Genomic DNA, 22,340 nt, shown 5'->3' on the forward strand with positions numbered 1-22,340 from the left:
GGCGGGCGCCCTGAATAGTTGACCGGTCGTCTAGAGTGGCCGCACAGCTGACGGACAGTCGACGGACAGAGGGAGCACTGCCATGGGCATGGACACCGCAGGACGGCTCGGCGGACTGCTGGGCCTGGAACATCCGGTGGTCCAGGGACCGTTCGGCGGCGGCATGTCGTCGGTCGCCCTGGCCGCGGCGGTCTCCGAGGCGGGCGGGCTGGGGTCGTTCGGTGCGCACCACCTGCGGCCCGACGCGATCACGTCCCTGGTGAAGGAGCTCCGCGCGGCCACCGGGCGGCCCTTCGCCGTCAACCTCTGGGTGCCGCAGCCCGGCGAGCAGGAGGCCGCCGCCACGGCCGCGGACGTCGCCCGGGTGCACCCGTACTACGCCGAACTCGGCCTGCCCGACCCCGCCACCGAGCACCGCACACCGGACTTCGCCGAGCAGCTCGACGCCCTGATCGCCGCCGCACCGCCCGTGATCAGCCTGGTCATGGGCGTGCCGCCGCGCCACGCGGTCGACGAGGCCCGGCGGCGCGGCATCGTGCTGATCGGCACCGCCACGACCGTCGCCGAGGCCGTGGCACTGGAGGCGGCGGGCGTGGACGCCGTGGTCGCCTCCGGCAGCGACGCCGGCGGCCACCGGGGCGCGTTCCTCGCGCCCGTCCGGGAGTCGCTGGTCGGCACCTTCGCGCTGGTGCCACAGGTCGCGGACGCCGTGGCGGTGCCCGTGATCGCCGCGGGCGGCATCACCGACGGCCGGGGCCTGGCCGCGGCGCTCGTCCTCGGCGCCGACGCCGTGCAGATCGGCACCGGTTTCCTGGCCTGCACGGAGTCCGCCGCGAGCGAGGTGCACCGCCGGGCCCTGCTCTCCCCCGGGGCCGCGACGACGGTGCTGACCAGGCTGTTCTCGGGGCGTACGGCGCGCGGCATCGCCAACCGCTTCGTCCGGGAGCTCGCGGCGCACGAGGACGCCGTGCCGCCGTACCCGGCGCAGAACGCGCTGATGCTGCCGCTGCGCGCCGAGGCGGCCGCCCGCGGCCGGTCGGATCTGGTGAACCTCTGGGCGGGCCAGGCGGCCGCGCTCTCGGTCGGCGGGCCCGCAGCCGACTACCTGGCGGCGGTGCTCGCCGACGCGGAGCGGCTGCTGGGGCGCCCGCTCTGACACCGCCCGCCCGGGTGGATCGCCAGGACGGACGGCCCGGCCCGGCCCCGGACGGTGCGTCAGGCCGGTCGGGCCGGGACCGCGCGTCAGGCCGGTCGGTGCGTCAGGCTTCGCCGGGGTGCCAGGAGGGCCACTCCCAGGGCCGGTCGGCCCAGTGCACCACGGCGGGGTCGTGCGGGTCGGCGCCGGGGAACGCGTGCGCGACCTCCGGCTCGAACTCCTCGGGGGCGAGCGGCTTCCATCCGGCCCCCTTGAAGTGCACCAGGCGGTAGCGGCTGTCGGTGCGGAACTCCGCCACCTCGATCATGGGTTCGGCTGTGCTGTTGCTGTTCATGCCCACAGCATCGTCCGAGCCACGGGGGCGCGCACCCGGGCCGCACCACGGTGTCCGCCGACCGGTGCCGTTCCGCCCGGGCCGCCCTGATCGTTGTGCACGGCGGCCGCCGCGAGGCGCGTGCGGCCCTCGTGACGGACCGGGAGGCCGGGCATGGACGGGCAGTGGAAGCCGCCGTGGACGTACGGATGGGAGAGCGCCGAACCGGCGCCGCCGCCCACACCTCCGCCGACCACACCTCCGCCGGCGCAAGCCCGGCGCCTCCCGGCGGCGGCGGTCACCGCGGCGGTCGTCGGCGGCGTGGTGCTGCTCGGCGGGCTGCTCGCCACCTGCGGCGGTCCCGGCACCGGCGAGGTCACCGGCGTCCTGGCGACCGTGGCGGCCTCCTCCCCCGCGGCCCCGCCGCCGACCGCCTCACGCCGGCCCCCGGAGCCGGCGGCCGCGGTCCCCTTCCCGAACGCCACGACGGACACGAACGCCTCGCCGGAGCCGGGCACCTCACCGGATCCGGCCGGCACGGCGGACCCCGACGGACGGGCCGGTGCCGGGCCGGCGCGCACCCCGCGGCCGGCCCCCGCACGCACCACCCGCCGACCGGGACACGGCACCCGGCCGGCCGCCCCGGCCGGGGCGGCGAAGGTCCCGACGATCAAAGTGTGCGCGGAGGCCGAGAAGCAGGGCCAGTGGCCGCCCGGGTCCGAACAGGCACGGATCTGCCGCAGCCTCTACGGCGGGTGACCGCGGTCGCGTACCGTAGCGGCAGGCCGGTGCCGCAGGTGCCCGGCCGGGCGCGAGGAGGATGCCGTGGCGAAGCCCGTCCCGAAGCGGTTGCGGGGAATCGACCAGGCGGCGGTGACACGGTCGGCATGGAGTCTGTACCGGGAGGCCACCCGGCCCGGCGCACCCGGGATCGGCGCGCGGCTCGTCGCGATGCCGCGGCTCGCGGTGGACGTGCTGCGCGGCCGCTACCCGGGCGTCGGGCCCGCCAAGCTGGCCGCGCTCGCCGCCCTGACCGCCCTGTACCTGCTGAGCCCGGTGGACCTCCTGCCGGACTTCATCCCGATCCTCGGCTGGACGGACGACACCGCCGTGCTGGTCTGGTTCCTCACCGGGCTGACCCGCGAGTCGGGCCGCTACCTGGAGTGGTCGCAGCAGCGGACGGAGACCGGCTGACCGCCGCCGCCCCTGGTCCCGCCCGCCCGCCCCGGCCTACAGCGCCTTGACCAGCCGCTCGAAGCGCAGGTCGGGGCGGAGCGGCACGCCGAACCGCTCGTCGCCGTACGGGAACGGCTCGAACTCCCCGCTGCGCCGGTAGCCGCGGCGCTCGTACCAGGCGATCAGGTCGGCGCGCTGTTCGATGACGGTCATCTCCATGGCCGTGAGGCCCCACTGCTCGCGGGCGTGGGTCTCGGCCCGGGTGAGCAGGGTGCGGCCGAGGCCGGCGCCCTGCAGGCCGGGCCGCACCGAGAACATGCCGAAGTACCCGGCCTCGGGGCGGCGCTCCACGTGGCAGCAGCCGAGCAGCACGCCGTCGGCCTCGGCCAGCAGCACCACCGAGTCGGGGCGGGCGACGACCGCCGCGACGGCGGCCTCGTCGGTGCGCCGCCCGGCGAGCAGGTCGGCCTCGGTGGTCCAGCCGGCCCGGCTGGCGTCCCCGCGGTAGGCCGACTCGACCAGGGCGACGACGGCGGGCACGTCGGCCGGTCCGGCGGTGCGGAAGACGGGTTCGGTCTGCACGGGCGACCCTCCGGGATCACGAGCGGGCTCGGGCTGCCATGGTGCCACGCGCCGGATCGGGCGCGGCGTGCCCGGGTGGCTCCCGGAGCCGCCTCGACGCCGCCGGCGGCATGTCCGGCGGCGTGCCCCGGGACAAAGGATCCCGGGGCAAGGATCCCGGGACCGACGCGCGGTCGGCGGCAGCCCGGGCCGGCTCAGAGCCGGACGGTCCGGCCGTCCGTGAGGGCCTGCTCCGCGGCGGCGAGGATCTCCACCACGCGCAGGCCGAAGGCGGTGTCGCACGGGTGGGGGGCGTCGCCGCCCGCACCCGCGAGCAGGGCGTCCACCGCGCGGGCGAAGGTCTCGGTCTCGGGCTCACCGCGCTCCGGCAGCCGCCGGACACCGGACTCGCCGCGCAGCTCCAGCTCGACGCCGCCCGCGGCGGGCGGCGCCGTCAGGCTCAGCGTGAGGGTGCTGGACGCCCCGTCCGCGTGGCCGACGACCAGGTGCACGGTGTCGGCGGGCCCCGCGGCTGCGGTCACCGCGACGGCGTCGCCGAGCACGGGGAGGAGCAGCGACAGGGCGTGCGGGCCGACGTCCCACAGGGCGCCCTTCTCGCGCCGCCAGGGTGAGGCCGCGTACGGGCTGTCGGTGGTGAAGACCGAGCCCAGCCACGTGCAGCGGGCGGTGAACCAGCCGGCGCGGGCGGCCTGCTCGGCCACCCAGGCCGCGGGTTCGCGGCTGAAGCGGGTGGTGAAGAAGACCACCGAGGCGACCTCGTGCGCCGCCACCGCGTCGGCCACCCGGCGGGCGTCGGCCACGGTCAGGGCGACCGGCTTGTCGAGGAGCAGGTGGCGGCCGGCCTCGGCGGCGCGGACCGCCACCTCGGCCTGGGCCTGCGGGGCGAGCGCCACGGAGACGGCGTCCACGTCGGCCAGCAGGGCGTCGAGGTCGGCGTACGCGCGCACGTCGTGGTCGGCGGCGACCTCGGCGGCGGCCTCGGGGCGGCGGCCCCAGACGCCGGCGAACTCGACGCCGGGGTGTCCGGCCAGGGCGGGTGCGTGCACCGTGCGGGCCCAGGGGCCGGTGCCGAGCAGACCGATTCTCATGACGGGTGGTACCTCGTGCTCAGGACGGGGACGCGGATCGGGAGGTCCGCTCGGGGCGGGCGTCCGCTCAGGAACGGACGCGGATCAGGGTGAAGCCGTCGTAGCCCTTCGCGCCGACGGTCTGCACGGTGGTGGCCGACACCCGCGGCTCGGCCGCGACGGCCTCGTGCAGGCGGCGGACGCCGACGACGGAGGGGTCGGCGGAGGCGGCGTCCGCGACGGCGCCGTCGCGGACGGTGTTGTCGACGACGATCAGCGAGCCCGGGCGGGTCAGGCGGAGCGCCCACGCGAAGTAGAGCGGGTTGCTCGCCTTGTCCGCGTCGACGAAGACGAGGTCGAAAGGCTCCGCGCCGTCGTCGGCGAGCTGCCGGAGGGAGTCGGCGGCCGGGCCGAGGCGCACCTCGGCGATCGCCGCGAACCCGGCGTGGTGCAGGTTGCGGCGGGCGACCTCGGCGTGCCTAGGGTCGATCTCCAGGGTGATGAGGCGGCCGTCCGCGGGCAGCGCGCGGGCCATCCAGATCGCGCTGTAGCCGCCGAGGGTGCCGACCTCCAGGATGCGGCGGGCGCCGAGCGTCTCGGCGAGGATCTGGAGCTGCCGGCCCTGCGGCGCCGACACCGCGATCTGCGGCAGTCCGGCGGCGTCGGCCGCGGCCTGGGCGGCGTCGAGCACCGGGTCGGCACCGATGAGGATGCCGGTGATGTAGTCGTCGACCGCCGTCCACTGCTGCTGGCTCACGCCGCCTCCGAGTCGCTTGGGGTCGCTGGAAAACCGCCGGGGTACGCCGCCCGAGCCTATACCGCGCGTCTGACGCTCAGTCGGCGACCGGGGCGGCGAGCGGCTCCGCGACGGGGACGGCGGGCGGCTCCGCCGCAAGGGCGGCGGCGGGCTCGGGGGCCACCGGCGCCACGGCGTCCGCGGACCGGCCGCCGGACTGCTCGGGGTGCGCCGCGCGGGACTTCGCGGCACGCCGCTTCATGATCCACGCGGAGCCGGCGCCGACCAGCGCGGCGAGCACCAGGCCCACCCACGAGAAGCTCTTCAGCCACTGCTCGGCGACCTTGCCCACCTGGTAGACCAGCAGGGTGGTGCCGCCGGCCCAGACGATGCCGCCGAACACGTTGGCGAGCAGGAACTTCCAGTACGGCATGCGCAGCGCGCCGGCCAGCGGGCCCGCGAAGATGCGCAGCAGGGCGATGAAGCGGCCGAAGAAGACCGCCCACATGCCCCACTTCTGGAAGGACCGCTCCGCCGTCGCGAGGTGGTCCGGTCCGAAGTGCTTGGGGAAGCGCCGGCCGAGCCGTTCGAAGAGCGGTTTGCCGCCGCGGCGGCCGATGGAGTACCCGATCGAGTCGCCGATGACCGCGCCCGCGATGGCGCAGCCCGCGACCCACCAGGGGCTGACCACGCCGCGGGCCGACAGCAGCGACGCCGTGACGAGGGCGATCTCACCGGGCAGCGGGATGCCCAGACTCTCCAGGCCGATGATCAGCCCGACGAGGGCGTACACGGAGGTCGGCGGGACGCTCTCGATCCACTGGTCGATGTGCAAGGCCGGGGTACCTCCGTGGGCAGGCCGGGACGGCGTCCCGGTTGGCGGGCTGGGGCGTGTCTGACAGTTCGCGGCGGATCGGCGCGCGGCGTCGGGAATGGTCGGACCCGCCCTGGGCCGGGGCGCGCTGGCAGGCCCCGGCTGGGCAGCCTAACCGGTTGACCCGCTCTTTACCTCATACGAAGGACGGCGGGCAGGTGTTCCCGGGGCGGCCGTCAGGCGGACACCGGGCCCGCGGGCCGCCCGGCCCGGGCGGAGAACCGCAGCGCCACGACCGACGGCCGGGCCGCCGAGATCAGCGGGATCCGGGCCGCGTACGGCAGCAGGGCGCCGACGACGCCGCGTCCGCCGGCGGGGAGCACGTCGCGGATCTCGGTGACGGCGGGGTGCGCGGAGGCGAGCTTGGGCTGCTCGTCGGCGTCCATGCCCCAGGGCATCGGCGGGGCGGTCCAGCCGCGGCTGCGCAGGCGCCCCCGTGAGGCGAGGCGGGCGAACCAGCGGGGTACCGCGTCGAGGACGAGGGTGCCGTCGGGGAAGCGCTCGGCGCAGCGCGCGAGGAGGTCGCGGACCTCGGTGGGGCGCAGGTACATCAGCAGTCCCTGCGCGGTGATCAGGACGCCGCGGGAGTCGTCGACCTCGTCGAGCCAGGCCGGGTCGGTGGCGGAGCAGGCGAGGAGGCGCTGGCGCGGGGCCGCGGGCAGGAGCTGTTCGCGCAGGGCGACGGCCTCGGGGAGGTCGACGGAGAGCCACCGGGCCCGCCCGTTGTCGACCCGCCAGTACTGGGTTTCGAGGCCGTCGCCGAGGCAGACGACGGTGCCGTTGGGGCGGCGGGCGAGGAAGTCGGCGACCTCGCGGTCGAAGCAGCGGACCCGCAGCGCCTGGATCTGCCCGGCGAGGCCGCCGTCGGGGCCGAAGCGCTCGGTGAAGGGGTAGTCGATCCGGTCGACCAGCTCGACGGCCTTGGGGTCGGGCAGCACGGTGTCGGGGCGGCGTGCCTCGACCGCGCGGTGGTGGAGCGTCCAGAGCGCGGTCTCGGGGATCCCGCCGAGGGCGGCGCGGATCCGCTGCTGCGGCGCGTGGTCGTGCTCCGGCTCCTGGGCCGTCATCGCCGTGCTCCCTTCCGAGGGGCCGTGGACCGCCGGACCGCGGAGGCGGCCCGGCCGGCCCGTCCCGGCTGCATTCTGCCCGGCCGGGCGCTCAGCCGACGCTGAACGCGCCGTCCGGTGGCGGCGGCGAGTCGACGGCGTCCTCGTCGCGGACCGGCCGGGCCCGGCCGACCAGGGCGTCGAGGGCGGCCCCTTCGGAGAGCCGGGCCGGGAACGGGTCGGCGGCGAGGCGGCGGGCGAGCACGTCGGCGGGCAACGGCGAGAACGAGCCGACCAGCAGGATGTTGCCGTAGCGGCGGCCGCGGAGCACGGACGGCTCGGCGACCAGGCAGGTGTGCGGGAACACCGCGCGCACGGTCGCGGCCTGCGCGGCGGCGAAGGCGAGCGGCGGGCCGTCCGCGAGGTTGGCGGCGTAGCAGCCGGTGGGGCGCAGCGCGGCGGCGGCGAGCCGCACGAACTCCAGCGAGGTGAGGTGGGCGGGGGTGCGGGAGCCGTGGAAGACGTCGGAGACGACGAGGTCGGCGGCGGCGGGCGGGGCCGCGGCGAGCGCGGTGCGGGCGTCGCCGACGGTGACCTCGATGCCGGACGGCCAGGGCAGGTGCTCGGCGACGAAACCGACGAGCGGCCCGTCCGTCTCGACGACGTGCTGCGGGGAGCCGGGCCGGGTGGCGGCCAGGTAGCGGGGCAGCGTGAGCGCGCCGCCGCCGAGGTGCAGGGCGTCGAGCGGCTGCCCGGCGGGGGCGAGCACGTCGACGAGGTGGCCGATCCGGCGGGTGTACTCGAACTCGAGGTGGGTGGGCTCGGCGAGGTCGACGTACGACTGCGGGGTGCCGTCGAGGGTGAGCAGCCACGCCTGCGGGCGGTCGAGGTCGGGGAGCAGCCGGGCGGTGCCGAGCGCGACGGGGCGCTGTACGGGCCGGGCGTCGTCGGCCGGGTCGTCGGTCAGGTCGTCGGCCGCCGGGTCGGTCACGGGGTGGGCCTCGGGCTGCGTCACGGGGCGGGTCACCGGGCCGGGCGGGCGGACGGCAGCGGCTGCGCGGACGCGGCGGTGCGGTGGGTGAGGCTTCTGGGCATGTCGGAAAGCCTATGCCCCCGCCCGGGAAGGCCGGCACGGAGCGTTCGGCTACCGGCCGGTATCGTCAGGGGTCCTGGCAGTGGCGGGTCGGATCAGAGATTGGGTGCGGCAGACGTGGAGTTCCGAGAAGACATCCTGGGTGCCCCGTACGAGGCGGCCGAGCTGCCGCTCACCGCGGACGAGGAGGGGGAGGTCAGCGCGACGCTGGTCCGCCGCGTCGTCCCCGGTTCCCGGCAGGCCGTCCTCTACCTGCACGGCTACACGGACTACTTCTTCCAGACCAACCTCGCCGACCACTTCACCGCGGCGGGCTTCTCCTTCTACGCGCTCGACCTGCGCAAGTACGGCCGGTCGCTGCGCGCCCACCACTCGCCGAACTTCGTCCGCGACCTCGCCGCCTACGACGAGGAGATCGACGCGGCGGTGCGGATCGTCCGCGAGGAGGACGGCCACGACCGGCTGCTGGTCAACGGCCACTCGACCGGCGGACTCGTCGCCGCGCTGTGGGCGTCCCGGCGGGCGGGCCGCGGCACGGTGGACGGGCTCTTCCTCAACAGCCCGTTCCTGTCGATGCCGGCCGGGGCCGCGGTGCGCACGCTGGGCGCCCCGGCCCTCGACGTGCTCGGCCGCGTGGCGGCCACCCGCAAGCTGCCGGCGCCGCTCAACCCGCACTACGTGCACAGCCTCCACCGCGACCACCGCGGCAGCTGGGACTTCGACCTCGCGCTCAAGCCCGCGGAGGGCTTCCCGCTGTACGCGGGCTGGCTCGCGGCGATCCAGCGCGGGCAGCGGCAGGTGCGCCGCGGGCTCGGCGTCGACTGCCCGGTGCTGCTGATGGCGTCCACGGCGTCCACGGTCACCAACCGGTGGGATCCCGCCCTGCTGCGCACCGACGCGGTGCTGCGCGCCGACGACATCGCCGCGCTCGCGCCCCGGATCGGACGCCACGTCACGACCGTCCGGATCGACGGCGGCATGCACGACCTCGTGCTGTCGGGCGAGGCCGCGCGCACCCAGGTCTTCACCGAGCTGGACCGCTGGATCGGCGCGTACTTCCCGGCACCGCGCGCCTGAACCCGCGAGCGGCGCCGTCCGCGCCGGGCGGTGTGGGACGATCCGGAGATGATCAACTCTCAGGATCTGGTCGGCAGGCAGCTGCTGAAGGTGACGACGTCCTGGCACCACTACCCGGGGATCGAGCCCTGCCTCCTCCACCTGTGGCTGCACCTGGACGGGCTCGGTCCGGTGCGCTTCCGGCCGGAGGGGGTCGGCCTGGCGCTGGACGCCGACCGGCCGCACGGCCCGTTCGACATGGGCGAGCACGGCCGCACCGCCGTGGAGGACGACCTCCCGGACTTTCCGCTCGCCCCGCTCGTCGGCGGCCGGGTGGAGTCCGTCCGGGAGGTCCGGTACCGGGACGGGCCGCTGGAGTTCCCCATCGGCGTGGCCATCGGCTTCACCGCCGGGCCGGTGCGCATCCTCAGCCTCGGGGACGAGATCGTCGTCGCCCGTGACGAGCACCTGGGCGCGGTCGAGGCGCACCTGCACGTCGCGGCCGCGGCGGAGGTCTCCCCCGAGGCCGACCCGGTCTAACTCCCGTGCCGGTCGCCGGTGTGGACGAACCGGAGCGAGGCGACGGCGTCCCTGGCCCGCTGCAGGGCCTCCGCGGAGGTGCCGCCGGTGGCCAGGACGAGCGCGGAGCGGTCCGAGCTCCGCAGTACGGCGGACTGCCGCGCGCCGGGCTGCTTGAGCAGTTCGACGCGGTGCACGTACGGCAGGGCGCGGACGCCGTCCACCCCGCGTACCTCGACCAGGGTGCTGGTCGGCGGACCGGACGGGTCGGCGTACCAGACCGCCGCCGCGCGGTGCGCCGTGACCGGGTCGGGGAGCAGCGCGGACACGTCCTCGCCGATGCTCTGCCGGGCCACCAGCTCGTGGACGTCCACACCGGTGGCGAGTTCCACCAGATCCATGATCGAGTCGCCGCCGATGCGGTTGTGGGTCTCGATGATGCGCGGGCCGTCGGCGGTCAGCACGAGCTCCGTGTGGGAGGGGCAGTCGTGGAACCCGAGGGCGTCCAGCACGCTCTGCACGTAGCGGACGACCGACTCCCGGTCGTCCGCCGACAGGGGGGCGGGCACGACGTGCCCGCGTTCGACGAACGTCCGTCCGTCGCTGTGCTTCTCGGTGACCGCGAGGACGTGGTGGCGGGTGCCGACCGAGAGCGCCTCCACGCTGTACTCGGGGCCGGTCAGGAACTCCTCGACCAGGACGCCGCGGTCGATCTGCTCCTCGCCCAGCCGCAGCAGCGCCGCCTCGACGTCGCCGGGGCCCGCGATCCGGGCGACGCCCTCGCTCGCCTCGCCGTCGACCGGCTTGACGATGCACGGCAGGCCCACCGCCCGGACGGCCGCGGCGACCGACTCGCGGCCGCGCGCGAGCCGGTGGCGGCAGCCCGGCACGCCGTGCTTGTCGAGGACCTCCCGGGTGCGGGCCTTGTCCAGCACCCGGTCGAACAGGTCGGTGTCCACCACGGTGGGCACGCCGAGCCGGTCGGCGACGGCCCGGACGACGCGGTAGGTGTGCTCGTTGAAGGCCGCGACCGCACCGAACGGCGCGGCGGCGTGCAGCACGGCCGCCACGTCCGCCCACAGCTCGGGCCCGGCGTCGTCGTCGAGGATCACCACGTGCCGGTACGGGCCCGCCGGGTCACCCGGACGGGCCCGTCCGCGGGGCACCATCAGCACCAGCTCGTGCCCCTGGGCGTGCAGCCGGTCGTGGCACATCCGGTTGGTGCCTGCCACCAGTACGCGCATGTCGCGCCTCTCCTCTCGACGGCCCGCGGGCCGGTCAGTCGACGGCCACCCGGCGGTCCTCCGCGGGGGCCAGGGCCCGCAGGCCCGCGCTGCTCACGCGGAGGCGCTGGGTGAGCACGGCGGACAGCAGGGCGACCACCGCGGCGATCAGCCAGAAGGACGGGCCGTGCCCGCCGCCGTCGAGCCACCGGTAGAGCGCGACGCCCGCGCCGGCACCCACCGCCTCCCCCACGGCGTTGCCGATCGAGAACAGGCCGTAGCCCAGGGCGCGGCTCGCCGTGCCGAGCAGGCCCAGCAGCAGGACGTCCATGGTGGGCACGAACAGCATCTCGGCCAGCGTGAACAGCACCACGCCGACCACCGCGCCCGGGTAGCCGGGCAGCAGGTAGACGGTGGCGAAGGCGAGCGCGAACAGCGTGTACGAGGCGACCGCGGTGACGGTCTGCCGGCCTCCGGAGAGCCGTTCGCCGAGCCGGGTCACCCCGAGCTGGGCGACCACCACGAGCAGGGCGTTCAGCGTGTAGAGCGGGCCGAGGCCGCCCGCGGCGGCCGGGCCCGACGACACGTGCAGGGCCAGGGCGTTGAACAACTGCCCGTAGCAGCACCAGCCGAGGAGGTTGATCAGCATGAAGGCCCGCATGCCGGGCAGCCGCAGGATCGTGAGGTACCCCTGCAGCGAGGAGCCGGCGGGCCGCTCCGGACGGTCGGGGACGAGCCGGCGGTAGTTCAGGAACGTGACGGTGCCGGCCAGGCAGTAGACCGCGGCGACCCCGGTCAGCACGGCGCCGTGCCGGTGGTGGGCGACGAGGAACAGCGCGGCCGGCGCCGCGGCGGCGGAGGCGACGTTGACCGCGATGTTGACCAGGGAGAAGAGCCGGGCGCGGTCGCCCGAGCGGTCGCCGGCGTCCGCGGCCAGCTGCTTGGCGGCGAGGGCGTTGACGGAGACGCCGAGCCCGGCGAGGGCGAGCGTCGCCGCGGTGGCCGCCAGGCCGTCGGCGACCCGCAGGCCGACGAAGCCGACGGCGGCGGTGAGGCAGCCGGCCAGCACCGAGGAGGGCGCCGGGATGCGGTCCAGCCAGCGCGCCAGCGGCACCTTCGCGACCTTGTTGGCGATGGTGAACACGAGGATCAGGAAGCCGGTCTGCGCGCCGCCGAACCCGGCCGCCGTCAGGGAGACGGCGAGCGTGGAGAGCAGGCCGAAGAGGCCCGTGTTCGTCATGAAGTAGTGCAGGGTGACGGCGCGCGTGGTGCTGCGGGCGGCCGGGCCGTGCGGCCGGTCCGCCGTCATCCGCGACGGGCCGGCGCGGGGTCGATCCGCACCCGGTCGCGGGCGGACTCGGCCCGGGCCAGCGCCTCCGCGGTGTCCTCGCCCTCGCAGAGCACGTAGCCCTGCCGCGAGTCCGAGGAGGCGATCGGGCCGAGGACGCGTCCGGGCGTCAGCGTGCACACCAGCCGGCGGACACCGGGCGCCTGCCGGGCCTCGGCCAGCCCGTGCACCGCCCCGACCGTGGTGTGCTCGAAGGCCAGGAAGCGGATCGCCGCGGCACCCGCCCCCGGGGACCGGGCCGGGGCCGGAAGGCCGAGCAGCCCGGCGAGCGTCTCGCTGATGAGGTCGGCGCCGGTCACCAGCTCGGTCATCTCCCAGATCTGGTCGCCGCCGATCCGGGTCTGCGCCTCGATCAGCCGGGGCCCGGCGCGGGTGACGCGCAGCTCGGTGTGGACGGGCCCGGTGCGCTGACCGATCAGGTCGAGGAAGCGCAGCACCAGGCCGTCGACGGCCTCCCGGTCGGCGGGGGCGAGCCGGGCGGGCATCTGGTGGCCCAGCTCGACGAACCCGGGTGCGCCGGTGGTGAGCTTCTCGGTCACCATGACGATCTCGTGCTTGCCGTCCTGCGAGACGGACTCGACGCTGTACTCGGGGCCGTCGAGGTACTCCTCGGCGAGCACCGGCCCGGCCGCCACCAGGCTCGTCCAGCCCCAGCGTTCGTCGAGTTCGGACGCGTCGGCGACCAGGTAGACGCCCTCGCTGAGGCCACCCGCCGGCGGCTTCAGCACGATCGGCCGGCCGCCGAGCGCGGCCATGAACTCCCGCGCGTCGGAGGGTGTCTCGCACAGCCGGTGACGCACCGGGCTGAGGCCGTGCCGGTCGAGCAGCGCCCGGGTGCGGGTCTTGTCGCGGGTCAGCAGCACGGCGGCGAGGTTGTCGCCGGGCACACCGAGCGCGGCCGCGCACCGCGACGCCGGCTCCAGGCCGTACTCGGTGAACGACAGCACGGCGTCGAACGGGTCGGCCGCGTGCCAGGCCCGGGCCACCGGCAGGACCTCGTCGAACACCCGGTAGTCGCGCACGGCGTAGCGCTCCGCGCCTGCCGCGTGCTGCACGTCGTCCCGCTCGGGGCTCTGGATCATCGAGTAGCGCAGGCCCAGCCGGCGCACCTTGGGCAGTTCGTGCCCGCGCCCGCCGACCAGCAGGATGTGCTGTGCCCTCACCGGAGCCGCCTTCCGTCCGTGTCGTACCCGCCTGTCCGGAGCCGGCCCGGGCTCACTGCCGCAGCCGGGAGAGGTCGATGTCCATCTGGTGGGCCAGGGCGCGGCCGCGCGCCATGACGACGTCGAACAGCTCGGAGTGCGTACGGCGGAGCTCGTCCGGGTTGAGGGCGAGGGCGAGGAGTTCGCCGACCCGCTGGCGCACGTGCAGCTGGAGGTTGGCCTCGTCGAGGGCCTTGCGGCCGAGACCGATCGAGTCGCTGAGCAGTTCGATCCGGTGGAACCACCAGGCGGGGAGGTAGAGCACGTCGCCGGGCCTCAGCGCGAAACGGGTCAACTGCGCGGCCGGCGAGGCGCACAGGGCCTCGACGTCGAGCTCGCCGTCCGGGCCGGGCAGCAGCTCGGCGTCGGGGCCCATGATCGACCAGAGCTTCTCGCCGACGATCTGCGCGTGCAGCACGTCGACCGAGTAGGAGTCCTGGTGCAGCCGGGTGATGCCGCCCTGCTGGCCGAGCCAGAGCTGGTGGTTGGTGGAGCCCGCGTCACCGTACAGCTTGCGGCGGAAGTCGTAGCGGGCGATGTCGAGTTCGGGCATGTCGGCGGCCAGCTCGGGCGCGCTGGTCTTGTAGTACCACTCCTGGAGGTAGATCGGCGCCGCGCCCGTACCCGCGCTCGCCTTCAGCATCTCCACGAACCCGCCGAACGTCGTGGAGCGGGCGGCCGCGCTGTTGTAGCTGTCCACGACCACCGGCAGCGATCCGCAGCGCTCGGCCAGGTGCTCGAACGACCAGGTCCGTACGGACGGCCAGTCGGCGGCGTAGCCCTCCAGCACCACCGGCCGGCCCTTCGCCCGGTACTCGGCGTCGAACTCCTCACGGCCGATGCCGCTGCGGCGCTCGATGTCCGGGGCGGAGGCGTACGCCTCGGCGAGCGGCCCCTGGTGGAAGGCCGCCTCCACCGCCTTGAGGCTTGCCAGATCACGCCGCTTCAGGTAGTTCGGTTCGACCGCCATGGTCGTCAACTCCTCTGCAGGGTGGGTGCTTCGGCGGACAGCAGGCGCAGCATCGCCTGCACGACCTCGTCGCGGCGCTCCGGCTGCCCGGGCAGCCAGCGGTGCACGAAGTGGTCGCAGTCGTCGAGCCGCACGACCTCGGCCGAGCGGGCGTTCCGCGCGCTCTCCAGGTATCCGTCGACGACCTCGGGCCCGACCACCTGGTCCTGCCCGGCGGTGACGACGAGCAGGTCGCCGTCGAAGTCGCGCAGGCCCGCGTAGGCCGGGGAGTCGGGGTAGTTTCCGGGCCTCGCGAGGCTGCCGTCGAAGGGCAGCCCCTCGGCGTCCGCCGGGTAGGCCGCGGGGCAGAACAGCACCAGCCCGCGGGGCCGCAGCCGGGGCACCGACGCGGCGGCCAGATGGGCGCCCATGCTGGTGCCGATGAGCACCGGCGCGGTGGCGGGGTCGAGGTGGGCCGCGGCGGCGAGGGTCTCCGCCCGGCGGCCCCGCAGGGTCGACGTGGTGAGCGCACCGGTGCTCTCGCCGTTGCCCCCGAAGTCGAAGGTGAGCCAGCCGTGGCCGTGCGCCGCGACGGCGTCCAGCAGGTAGCGGATCCGGTGCCGGGTCGCGGTGGTGCCGAGCCCGTGCAGGGCCAGGACACCCGGCCGCGACCCGTCGGCCCGGACCGTCCGGGTGGCGGCGAGGCGCTGCCCGCCGCCCTCGAAGACGAAGTCCTCGGTCTCCGCCTCACCGCCCGCGCTGCCGTCCCGTACGCCGTCGCTCGCCACGGTGCTGTTCCCCACGGTGCCGCTCCCCCTCGGTGGACCTGCGGATGTCCGGACCCGGTTCAGCCGATGCCGGTACCGGTGTCGGTACCGGTGTCGGTACCGGTGTCGGCGTCGGCGTCGGCGTCGGTGGTGTGTGTGCCGGTGCTCCCGGCGCCGGCGGTGCCGGGGCTCTCCCCTCCCCCGAGGACCCGGCCGAAGCGCTCGCGGCGCACGGTGGGCCAGTCCTCGCGGAGGATGCTGTAGTAGACGACGTCACGGCGCCGGCCACCGGGCATGACGTTGAAGCTGCGCAGCACGCCCTCCTCGGTCGCCCCGATGCCCTCCAGCCCCCGACGCGCGCCGGTGTTCAGCACGTCCGTCTTGAACTCGACCCGTTCGCAGCCGAGTTCGGTGAAGGCGTGGTCGAGCAGCGCGAGCTTCGCGGCCCGGTTCACCCCGGTCCGCCGGGCGGCGCCGCAGACCCACGACCACCCGATCTCCAGCCGCCGGTCGGCCTCGGCCAGGTTGCCGTAGGCGCTGCTGCCGACGACGCGGCCGTCCGCGTTGTCGACGATCGCGAAGACGATGCGGCTGCCGTTCAGGGTGTCGCGGACGGCCGCCTCCACGAAGGCGTCCAGATCGGCGGGCGAGTCGATGCGCGTGACGAAGTACCGCCAGGTGTCCGGCTCGTAGACGATCCGCGCGAGGTCCGCCACGTCGCCGACGCGGACCCGCCGCAGCGTGACCCGACCGTTGGCCAGCACCGCGTCCGCCAGTTTGTCCCAGCTCATCATTCCTCCGACTGTCGGCTGCGCGGCCGTCCGACCGCCGCGGTCACCAGAACGGGCGCGCCCTCCGTGGTGCCGTCGTTGTACACGGAGTGCTTGCGGTAGACGAGTTCGAGGTCGTCGGCGAACACCCGGCCGATCTCCGCGCGCACCAGCTTGAACTGCGCGTTCAGCAGGCCGTTGTCGACGGAGAACTGCTCCCCGGCGACCACCGCCGCGTAGATCCGCTGTTCGTAACGGAGTTCGGTGTTCAGGCGGTCGATCGCCTGCGCGAGCTCCTCCGGGTCGGCGCCGGCGCCGGTCGGCGAGACGACGGCCGCGAGGTACGGCCGGCCGTCGCCGAAGACCGCGCAGTCGTGGACCCCGGGCAGCTCCCGCAGGCGCTCCTCGACCAGGGGAACCAGGATGTTGAGTGCTCCGCTGAGCGTGACGATGTCGTCGACCCGGCCGTCGATGTAGAGGAATCCGTCCTCGTCGACATGGCCGAGGTCGAACGTCCGCACCTCGCCGGTCGGCAGGAAGGTCCGCTCGCTCGCGCCCGGTGCGGACCACGTGTAGCGGGTGTTGACCGGGTCGGCACCGCCGACGATGAGGACGCCGTCCCGGTCGAAGCGGATCCGCTTGTGCGGCAGGACCCGGCCCACGCTGCCCAGCCGGAACGCCCCGGGGTGGTTCTTGGCCACGATGCAGGTCTCGTTGAGTCCGTAGCCCTCGTAGAGCGGCACACCGCAGTCGTTGAAGAACTCCAGCACGGGCCGCCCGGCGGGGGCCGAGCCCGTCCACAGGTAGCGGACGGCGCCGCCGAGTTCGGCCTGGACGGCGGCGCGGCGGGCTTCGGGCCCGGCCGGTGCGCCGGACGCCTCGACCCGCGCCTTGACCTGTTCGTAGAAGCCCGGCACGCCCATGACGACGGTCGGCGCGGTGGCGCGGGCCGTCTCGCACGCGGTGTGCCGGTCGGCGAGGGTGACGTCGTGTCCGTTCACCAGCGCCGAGTAGATCCAGTAGCGCTGCTGGAGGAACCGCACGGGCAGGAAGACGAGCAGGTTGTCGCCGTCGCGGTGGCCGAACATCTCCTGGACGGCGGCCATCGAGCGGTTCACGCTGGCGACCGTCGCCTCGATGCCCTTCGGGGTGCCGGTGCTTCCGGAGGTCTGCTTGACGGCGAAGACGTCCGCCGGGTCGTACGCCGCCCTGGACGGCGGCGGCGCGAGGTCGGCCTCCGCGTCCTGCGCCCATCCGCCGACCTCGGCGAGGTCGCGCACGACCGGCTCGCGGGCCGCCCGGGCAGAGCCCTCGCGGGGCTCCCCGCCGGGCTCCAGGCCGGGCTCCGGGCCGGGCTCCAGGCCGGGCTCCCCGCCCGGTTCCCCGCCCGGTTCCCCGTCGGCGGGCAGTCCCTCGGCGAAGAGCAGGACGAGGCCGAGGTCGGCGATCACCTGCCGCGGCGGGTAGCGGCCCGGTTCGACCCCGGCGACCACCGCGCCGAGCTTGACGCACGCGAGGTCGAGCAGCACCCACTCGATGCGGTTGCGGGACATGATGCCGACCCGGTCGCCCGCACGGACACCGGCCCCGTACAGCCGGGCGGCCACCCGGGCCGCACCGCGGTCGAGTTCGGCCAGCGTCAGCGACCGGATGCCGTCCGCGTCGCGGAACCTGATCCGGTGCTGCGTGTCCTGGCACCGCGTCAGGGCGATGGTGTTGACGGCGTCGGCCGCCCGGGCGGCAACGTCGAGGGGCGGGCCCGCGCTGTGCTCGGCCACGGTGGAGATCCTCCTCGCGGGGTCGGACGGGACGGCACGGCGGCTGCCGCCGGGCCGTCGGGGTTCGGGAGAGCAGAACTGCTGCGGAGGGACGGAGGGTTCAGGGGCCGACGGGAACGGCCCGGGTCGCGGACGGCCTCACCCGGGGACGGCCGGGACCTCCTGCGCGGGCACGCCGCCCGCGAGGGCGTACGGACGCAGGCGCTCCCAGCCGCGCGACTCGTACCAGGCGCGGTCGAAGCCGCCCACCGGCCGTACGGGCAGGGTGCCGTCCTGCAGGCCCTCCGCGAGGGTGCGCCACATCTCGTCGACGAGCGAGCAGTGCCGCACCGCCTCGGCGAGGTCGGCGACGGTGTACGGCGGGCCCTCCATCCGGACGAGCCGGATGTCGTAGCAGCCGCGGTAGCCGTGGCCGAAGACCGTGAACGGCGGGTGCCACACCTGGGCGCCGGGGGCGCGGATCGAGAACCGTACCCGCGAGGCGACGTGGCCGCCGTGGTGGTGCTCGGCGTGCTCCGCGATGTCCGGCACCTGCGGGGGGAAGAAGTAGTGCCGCTTCTCCGGGATCTCCGCCCGGTCGAACTCTCCGGGCGCGAAGTGCCAGCGGTTGTACATCATCCGCTGGGCGGCCCGCCACAGAATGGGCGTGACCTCGTCACCCACGGCCTCCATGCGCGTGGTGTGCGGCAGGCAGCAGCAGAAGAAGTCGTTCTTCTTCAGCGCGAGCACGCCGTCCGGCCCGCCGGGTTCGGCGCCGCGCAGCCCGGCGAGGTCGCGCACGGAGCTGCTCATGCCGTAGTCGGAATCGGTGGCGACGATCGCCGACAGCACGATCGCGCCGAGCAGTTCGCCGACGGCGCCGGGCCCGGCGGGCCCCGCGGCGTCCGCGTCGAGGGCGGCAGCGGCCAGGGTCATGGCCCGGAGGTCCTCGCGGACACCGCCGGAGGGCGCGACGCCGAGGCTCAGCAGGCCGTGCTGCGCGACGAGCTCCGGCATCGTCCGCGGGTCCCGGGGCAGCGGGAAGTCGAGCAGCCGCTCGTTCTTGACGAAGGTGAGTCCGTTGATCCGCCGGTAGCGCATCGACGGCGAGCGGTCGACCTCGGCCATCAGGGAGCGGACGAGCTCCGCGAGCTCCAGCAGCGGCAGGCCCCGCGGATTGCCCGGATCCCGCCGCAGCGCACCGCTGTACTGCGCGTGGCGGTCCAGGAAGAAATCGCGCAGGCCGGTCGCGGAGAGCTGCCGCGCGTTGAATTCCTCGAATCGCACCGATCTGCCGCTGACGAAAAGACAGTAGGCCAGGACGACGAAAAGGCGGTCGGCCGGCCGCCAGGTGTCGACGGGTAATTTCCTGAGATTTTCGAGAAGGCCCTCACGGGTCAGGGTGTTCGTGCCCGCGTCGGATTTCGAGAACACCTCGCGACCGATCAGGATGTAGACCGTCTCGACCCGCTCGACCCAGTCGGCGAGCTGCACGATCCGGGCGTCGAGTTCGCCGCTCTCCTCCCAGGTGCGCAGCAGCGCGTCGGCCTCGTGCCGGTCGGCCATCTCCCGCGCCTCGCGGACCCGGGACTCCTCGGCCACCGCGTCGAGGACCTCGGGCGGCACCCGCAGGCTGCCCAGCGGCTCCGCACCGGGTTCCGGCAGCTCGCCGGGCCTCCAGAAGGCGAGCCCGGCGGGCGCGGAGCGGGTCACGGGCACGAGGTCGGACGCGGGCGGCACCGCCGGTCCGAGGAGTTCGACGTCGGGTCGGCCGAGCACGTGCTGGACGAGCAGCGACTCCCAGTCGGTCAGCCGGGAACACGCGAGACGGAGAGATATCCTGCCGTTCCCGGTGAGTTCGCCGAGCAGTCGGCCGGTCGTTTCCGGCGCGTCGGCGACGGCCGTGCCGAAACCCGAATGAATCATGAAATCCCCCAGTGCGCGCAGTCAGACGGCGTATCCGCACCGGAACCGCCCGCCCCGCGATCGGCCCCGGCGACGAGATTACACGAACAGCACGGAACGGCAAGGGTTCGGACACGGTCACGACAATGCGCCCACAGGCCCCTCGGAATATGATCATTCCCGCGTCCGCGCGGCATTCACGAGCGTTTTGCTCGGAGATTGGACGATGCGTGCCGTTTTCCGCGGCACCGGCACCGCGACGGCTGTGGCGGGAGGGACGGACGGTGCTGCGGTGCCCGCCGGCATCACCGGGCGGGCGGTACCGGGGAGCCGGCCGGTGCAGCGGGGACGACCGGCACCACGCGGACGCCCGGGCGATCGACCCCGGGCCGTCGGGGCAATCACGGCGATCAGGACGGTCACGGCGACGACGAGCGACCACGACGGGTACGGCGGGTACGGACGGGCGGCCGCGGCGGTCCCGGCCGCACCCGACGGCACGTCGGCGAACGGTTCCGATCAGGCGTACACCGAGCAGCCGGGCCGGCCACGGAAGGCCCGCGGAAGGCCCGCGAAGGGACCCGGCGGCGGCTCGGCACGCCTTGGTACGGGACCGGCGGGTTCGCTAGCCTCCATCGGCATGCCGATCTTTGGACGACGCCGCAGCACCGACCCCCGCCTGGCGCCCGAGCTCGACGACGCCGAGCTCGGACGGGTGCGGCGGCAGCTCTCCGGGCCGCAGCTGCAGGGGCAGTTGGACGTCTCCGCCGCGCTGGCGGAGCAGCTGCTGCAGGGCGCCGGCACGAACTGGGACCGGCGGACCCACCGGCTGGCCGTGCTCGCCCAGGTGGCGACCCCGGCACTGGCGCAGGTCTGGCGGCGGCGGTGTCCGCGTGACGCCGACCCGCTCGTGCTGCAGTCGTGGATCGACGTGGCGCAGGCCCGGGTCGCCGGGGCCCTGGAGGATCCGCAGGCCACCGTGGACCGCTGCCGCCGGGCGGCCGAGCTCCGGCCCGAGGACCCGTCACCGTGGGTGGCGCTGCTGGCCGTGCACCGGATGCTGCGCCGGCCCGAGCCGGAGATGTACCCGCTCTGCCGGGAGATCGGGGCCCGGGACGCGTGGAACCGCATCGCCCACCTGGAGATGCTGCGCTACCTCGCGCCGGAGGAGTGCGGTTCGCACGGGCAGTCGCTGGACTTCGTCGCGGCGGTCCGGGAGGCGGCGCCGCCCGGAGCTCCGGTGGCGGGCCTGGAGCTGGCGATGCTGACGGACCGCTACCGGGCGGCGCTGGCCGCGGGCGGGGTGACCGCGCTGGGTGCCCGGCGCCGCTGGGGGCTGCCGGACGCGGAGGCCGCGCTGGAGCGGGCCGTGCGCGACTGGCCGGTGCCGGGGTTCCTGCGGCACGCCGCGGGGGCGGCCGACCTCAACCTGCTCGGCTACGCGCTGGGCCAGGCCGGACGGATCCGCGAGGGCGCCGCGGTGTTCCGGGCGCTCGACGGGCTGGTGACGGTCTGGCCCTGGGGGCTCGACGGCGAGCCGGTGCAGCAGTTCGTGTTCTGGCAGGAGCAGGCGCTGGTGGGCTGAGGTGCCGGGGCCGCCCGGTCACGCCTCTGCGGGGCCGCCCTGCACCGCGGGTCCGGGCGGCACCGCGGGTCCGTCCTGCACCGCGGGTCCGGGCGGTCCGGGCGGTGCCGCGAACCGGAGGACGGAGACCACGCCGAGCACGGCCGCGCACAGCGGGACGGCCAGCAGTGCGCCCAGGATCCCGGCGACCCCGGCTCCGGCGACCACCGCGATCATGATGGTCGCCGGGTGCAGCTCGACGGTGCGGCTCTGGATGACGGGCTGCAGGATGTTGCCCTCGACGGCCTGGACGGCCAGCACCACCCCGAGCACCCACAACGCCTTGGACAGCCCGCCGTCCGCGAGCGCGACCAGCACGGCGACCGTGCCGGAGAGGAACGCGCCGACGAACGGGATGTAGGCACCCATGAAGACGAGCGCGCCGAGCCCCGCCGCCCCGGGCACGCTCAGCACCAGCAGGCCGATGGTGATGAACACCGCGTCGATCAGGGCGATCAGGGTGGTGCCGCGCATGAAGCCGGACATCGCGGCGAAGGCCTGCCGCCCGCAGGCCACGACGGTCTCGGCGGTACCGGGGGAGAGCGCGGCGCGGACGGCGTCGCCGGTGCGTTCGCCGTCGCGCAGGAAGAAGAACACCAGCGCGAGGGTGAGCACGCCGCCGGTGAGCAGCTGGGTGGCGAGGCCCAGGCCGGAGAGCACGCCGTTGGCGAGCGAGTTGATCAGGGAGCTGCCGGACCCGGAGCTCTGGTCGAGGGCGTACTGGATCTTCTCCCCGACGGGGCCGAGCCAGTCGGCGATCCGGTTGCCGGCCTCCTCGACGGCGGAGGTGATCTGCGGGGCGCTGTGCACGAGGGAGTTGACCAGCAGGGCGATCACTCCGGAGACGGCGAGCACGAGCACCAGGCAGGTGAGGCCGGCGGCGGCGCCGCGACTCAGGCCGCGGCCGGTGAGCCAGGGCATCACGGGGTAGAGCAGGGCGGTGCCGAGGAGGGCGATCAGCACGGGCACGGTGGCTGCGCGCAGGACGACGACGGCGTAGACCACGAAGGCCGCGACGGCGATGAAGAGGATGACGGCGGCCGACCAGGCGGCTGCGCGTCCCACGACGCGCGGGAGGAGCGGGGCGGCGTGGTCGGCGCGCGGCGTCTCGGCCGGCATCGCACCTCCGGAGTCCACAGCACGGTTCGGATCTCCATATGAGCACACCGGCCCGCGG

Annotated in this window: 22 protein-coding genes; 6 read left to right on the forward strand and 16 right to left on the reverse strand. The window is 75.1% G+C overall.

Annotated features, from left to right (window positions below; genetic code table 11):
* The first annotated feature begins 82 nt into the window (after window positions 1–82).
* Window positions 83–1,156, forward strand: a complete 1,074-nt coding sequence (locus OG335_RS02615; RefSeq protein ID WP_405009315.1) for an NAD(P)H-dependent flavin oxidoreductase — start codon at window positions 83–85, stop codon at window positions 1,154–1,156.
* A gap of 103 nt (window positions 1,157–1,259) precedes the next feature.
* On the opposite strand, the gene OG335_RS02620 is transcribed toward OG335_RS02615, so the two are convergent.
* The gene (locus OG335_RS02620) at window positions 1,260–1,490 is read right to left on the reverse strand and encodes a hypothetical protein (RefSeq protein ID WP_405009316.1); all 231 of its coding nucleotides are present in this window, start codon (window positions 1,488–1,490) and stop codon (window positions 1,260–1,262) included.
* Window positions 1,491–1,643: 153 nt separating this feature from the next.
* On the opposite strand from OG335_RS02620, the gene OG335_RS02625 reads away from it, so the two are divergent.
* Window positions 1,644–2,228 (forward strand): hypothetical protein, encoded by a 585-nt coding sequence (locus OG335_RS02625; RefSeq protein ID WP_405009317.1) that lies wholly within the window; start codon window positions 1,644–1,646, stop codon window positions 2,226–2,228.
* A 66-nt stretch (window positions 2,229–2,294) separates the two neighbouring features.
* Window positions 2,295–2,663: a YkvA family protein gene (locus tag OG335_RS02630; protein ID WP_405009318.1), complete on the forward strand. Its 369-nt coding sequence runs from the start codon at window positions 2,295–2,297 to the stop codon at window positions 2,661–2,663.
* 36 nt (window positions 2,664–2,699) lie between these two features.
* Here the strand turns inward: OG335_RS02630 and OG335_RS02635 are convergent, their stop codons facing one another.
* The 6 genes from OG335_RS02635 to OG335_RS02660 form a co-directional block, all read right to left on the reverse strand.
* On the reverse strand, window positions 2,700–3,227 hold the full coding sequence (locus OG335_RS02635; RefSeq protein ID WP_405009319.1) for a GNAT family N-acetyltransferase: 528 nt from the start codon (window positions 3,225–3,227) through the stop codon (window positions 2,700–2,702).
* A 194-nt stretch (window positions 3,228–3,421) separates the two neighbouring features.
* The gene (locus tag OG335_RS02640) at window positions 3,422–4,315 is read right to left on the reverse strand and encodes a Gfo/Idh/MocA family protein (protein ID WP_405009320.1); all 894 of its coding nucleotides are present in this window, start codon (window positions 4,313–4,315) and stop codon (window positions 3,422–3,424) included.
* A 67-nt stretch (window positions 4,316–4,382) separates the two neighbouring features.
* A complete protein-coding gene (locus OG335_RS02645) occupies window positions 4,383–5,051 on the reverse strand; it encodes an O-methyltransferase (protein WP_405009321.1) in 669 nt (222 codons plus the stop codon).
* 76 nt (window positions 5,052–5,127) lie between these two features.
* A complete protein-coding gene (locus OG335_RS02650; RefSeq protein WP_405009322.1) occupies window positions 5,128–5,865 on the reverse strand; it encodes a DedA family protein in 738 nt (245 codons plus the stop codon).
* Between the two features lie 215 nt (window positions 5,866–6,080).
* Complete coding sequence (locus OG335_RS02655; RefSeq protein ID WP_405009323.1) at window positions 6,081–6,971, reverse strand: class I SAM-dependent methyltransferase; 891 nt, start codon at window positions 6,969–6,971, stop codon at window positions 6,081–6,083.
* A gap of 91 nt (window positions 6,972–7,062) precedes the next feature.
* A complete protein-coding gene (locus OG335_RS02660) occupies window positions 7,063–7,917 on the reverse strand; it encodes a spermidine synthase (protein WP_405015291.1) in 855 nt (284 codons plus the stop codon).
* A gap of 243 nt (window positions 7,918–8,160) precedes the next feature.
* On the opposite strand from OG335_RS02660, the gene OG335_RS02665 reads away from it, so the two are divergent.
* Window positions 8,161–9,120, forward strand: a complete 960-nt coding sequence (locus OG335_RS02665; RefSeq protein ID WP_405009324.1) for an alpha/beta hydrolase — start codon at window positions 8,161–8,163, stop codon at window positions 9,118–9,120.
* Between the two features lie 48 nt (window positions 9,121–9,168).
* Window positions 9,169–9,639, forward strand: coding sequence for a hypothetical protein (locus OG335_RS02670; RefSeq protein WP_405009325.1), 471 nt, complete (start codon window positions 9,169–9,171; stop codon window positions 9,637–9,639).
* On the opposite strand, the gene OG335_RS02675 is transcribed toward OG335_RS02670, so the two are convergent.
* From OG335_RS02675 to OG335_RS02710, 8 genes are all read right to left on the reverse strand, one after another.
* Window positions 9,636–10,862, reverse strand: coding sequence for an ATP-grasp domain-containing protein (locus OG335_RS02675; RefSeq protein WP_405009326.1), 1,227 nt, complete (start codon window positions 10,860–10,862; stop codon window positions 9,636–9,638). The two genes, OG335_RS02670 and OG335_RS02675, sit on opposite strands and share 4 nt — an antisense overlap.
* A gap of 34 nt (window positions 10,863–10,896) precedes the next feature.
* Complete coding sequence (locus tag OG335_RS02680) at window positions 10,897–12,150, reverse strand: MFS transporter (protein WP_405009327.1); 1,254 nt, start codon at window positions 12,148–12,150, stop codon at window positions 10,897–10,899.
* The gene (locus OG335_RS02685) at window positions 12,147–13,352 is read right to left on the reverse strand and encodes an ATP-grasp domain-containing protein (protein ID WP_405009328.1); all 1,206 of its coding nucleotides are present in this window, start codon (window positions 13,350–13,352) and stop codon (window positions 12,147–12,149) included. The genes OG335_RS02680 and OG335_RS02685 overlap by 4 nt, the downstream gene beginning before the upstream one ends.
* Window positions 13,353–13,404: 52 nt before the next feature.
* Window positions 13,405–14,361 carry a cupin-like domain-containing protein gene (locus OG335_RS02690; protein WP_405009329.1) on the reverse strand — a complete coding sequence of 319 codons (957 nt, stop codon included), beginning with the start codon at window positions 14,359–14,361 and terminating at the stop codon, window positions 13,405–13,407.
* A gap of 5 nt (window positions 14,362–14,366) precedes the next feature.
* Complete coding sequence (locus tag OG335_RS02695) at window positions 14,367–15,143, reverse strand: alpha/beta hydrolase (protein ID WP_405009330.1); 777 nt, start codon at window positions 15,141–15,143, stop codon at window positions 14,367–14,369.
* Window positions 15,144–15,187: 44 nt separating this feature from the next.
* On the reverse strand, window positions 15,188–15,898 hold the full coding sequence (locus tag OG335_RS02700; protein ID WP_405009331.1) for a GNAT family N-acetyltransferase: 711 nt from the start codon (window positions 15,896–15,898) through the stop codon (window positions 15,188–15,190).
* The gene (locus tag OG335_RS02705) at window positions 15,898–17,655 is read right to left on the reverse strand and encodes an AMP-binding protein (protein ID WP_405009332.1); all 1,758 of its coding nucleotides are present in this window, start codon (window positions 17,653–17,655) and stop codon (window positions 15,898–15,900) included. The genes OG335_RS02700 and OG335_RS02705 overlap by 1 nt, the downstream gene beginning before the upstream one ends.
* A 138-nt stretch (window positions 17,656–17,793) precedes the next feature.
* Complete coding sequence (locus tag OG335_RS02710; protein ID WP_405009333.1) at window positions 17,794–19,560, reverse strand: hypothetical protein; 1,767 nt, start codon at window positions 19,558–19,560, stop codon at window positions 17,794–17,796.
* Window positions 19,561–20,179: 619 nt separating this feature from the next.
* Between OG335_RS02710 and OG335_RS02715 the strand changes: the two genes are divergently transcribed.
* A complete protein-coding gene (locus tag OG335_RS02715) occupies window positions 20,180–21,124 on the forward strand; it encodes a hypothetical protein (RefSeq protein ID WP_405009334.1) in 945 nt (314 codons plus the stop codon).
* A gap of 18 nt (window positions 21,125–21,142) precedes the next feature.
* Here OG335_RS02715 and OG335_RS02720 read toward each other — a convergent pair whose 3' ends face one another.
* On the reverse strand, window positions 21,143–22,282 hold the full coding sequence (locus OG335_RS02720; RefSeq protein ID WP_405009335.1) for an AI-2E family transporter: 1,140 nt from the start codon (window positions 22,280–22,282) through the stop codon (window positions 21,143–21,145).
* Between the last annotated feature and the right edge of the window lie 58 nt (window positions 22,283–22,340).

Origin of the sequence: Kitasatospora sp. NBC_01539, assembly GCF_045040525.1 — a bacterium.
Classification (GTDB): Bacteria; Actinomycetota; Actinomycetes; order Streptomycetales; family Streptomycetaceae; genus Kitasatospora.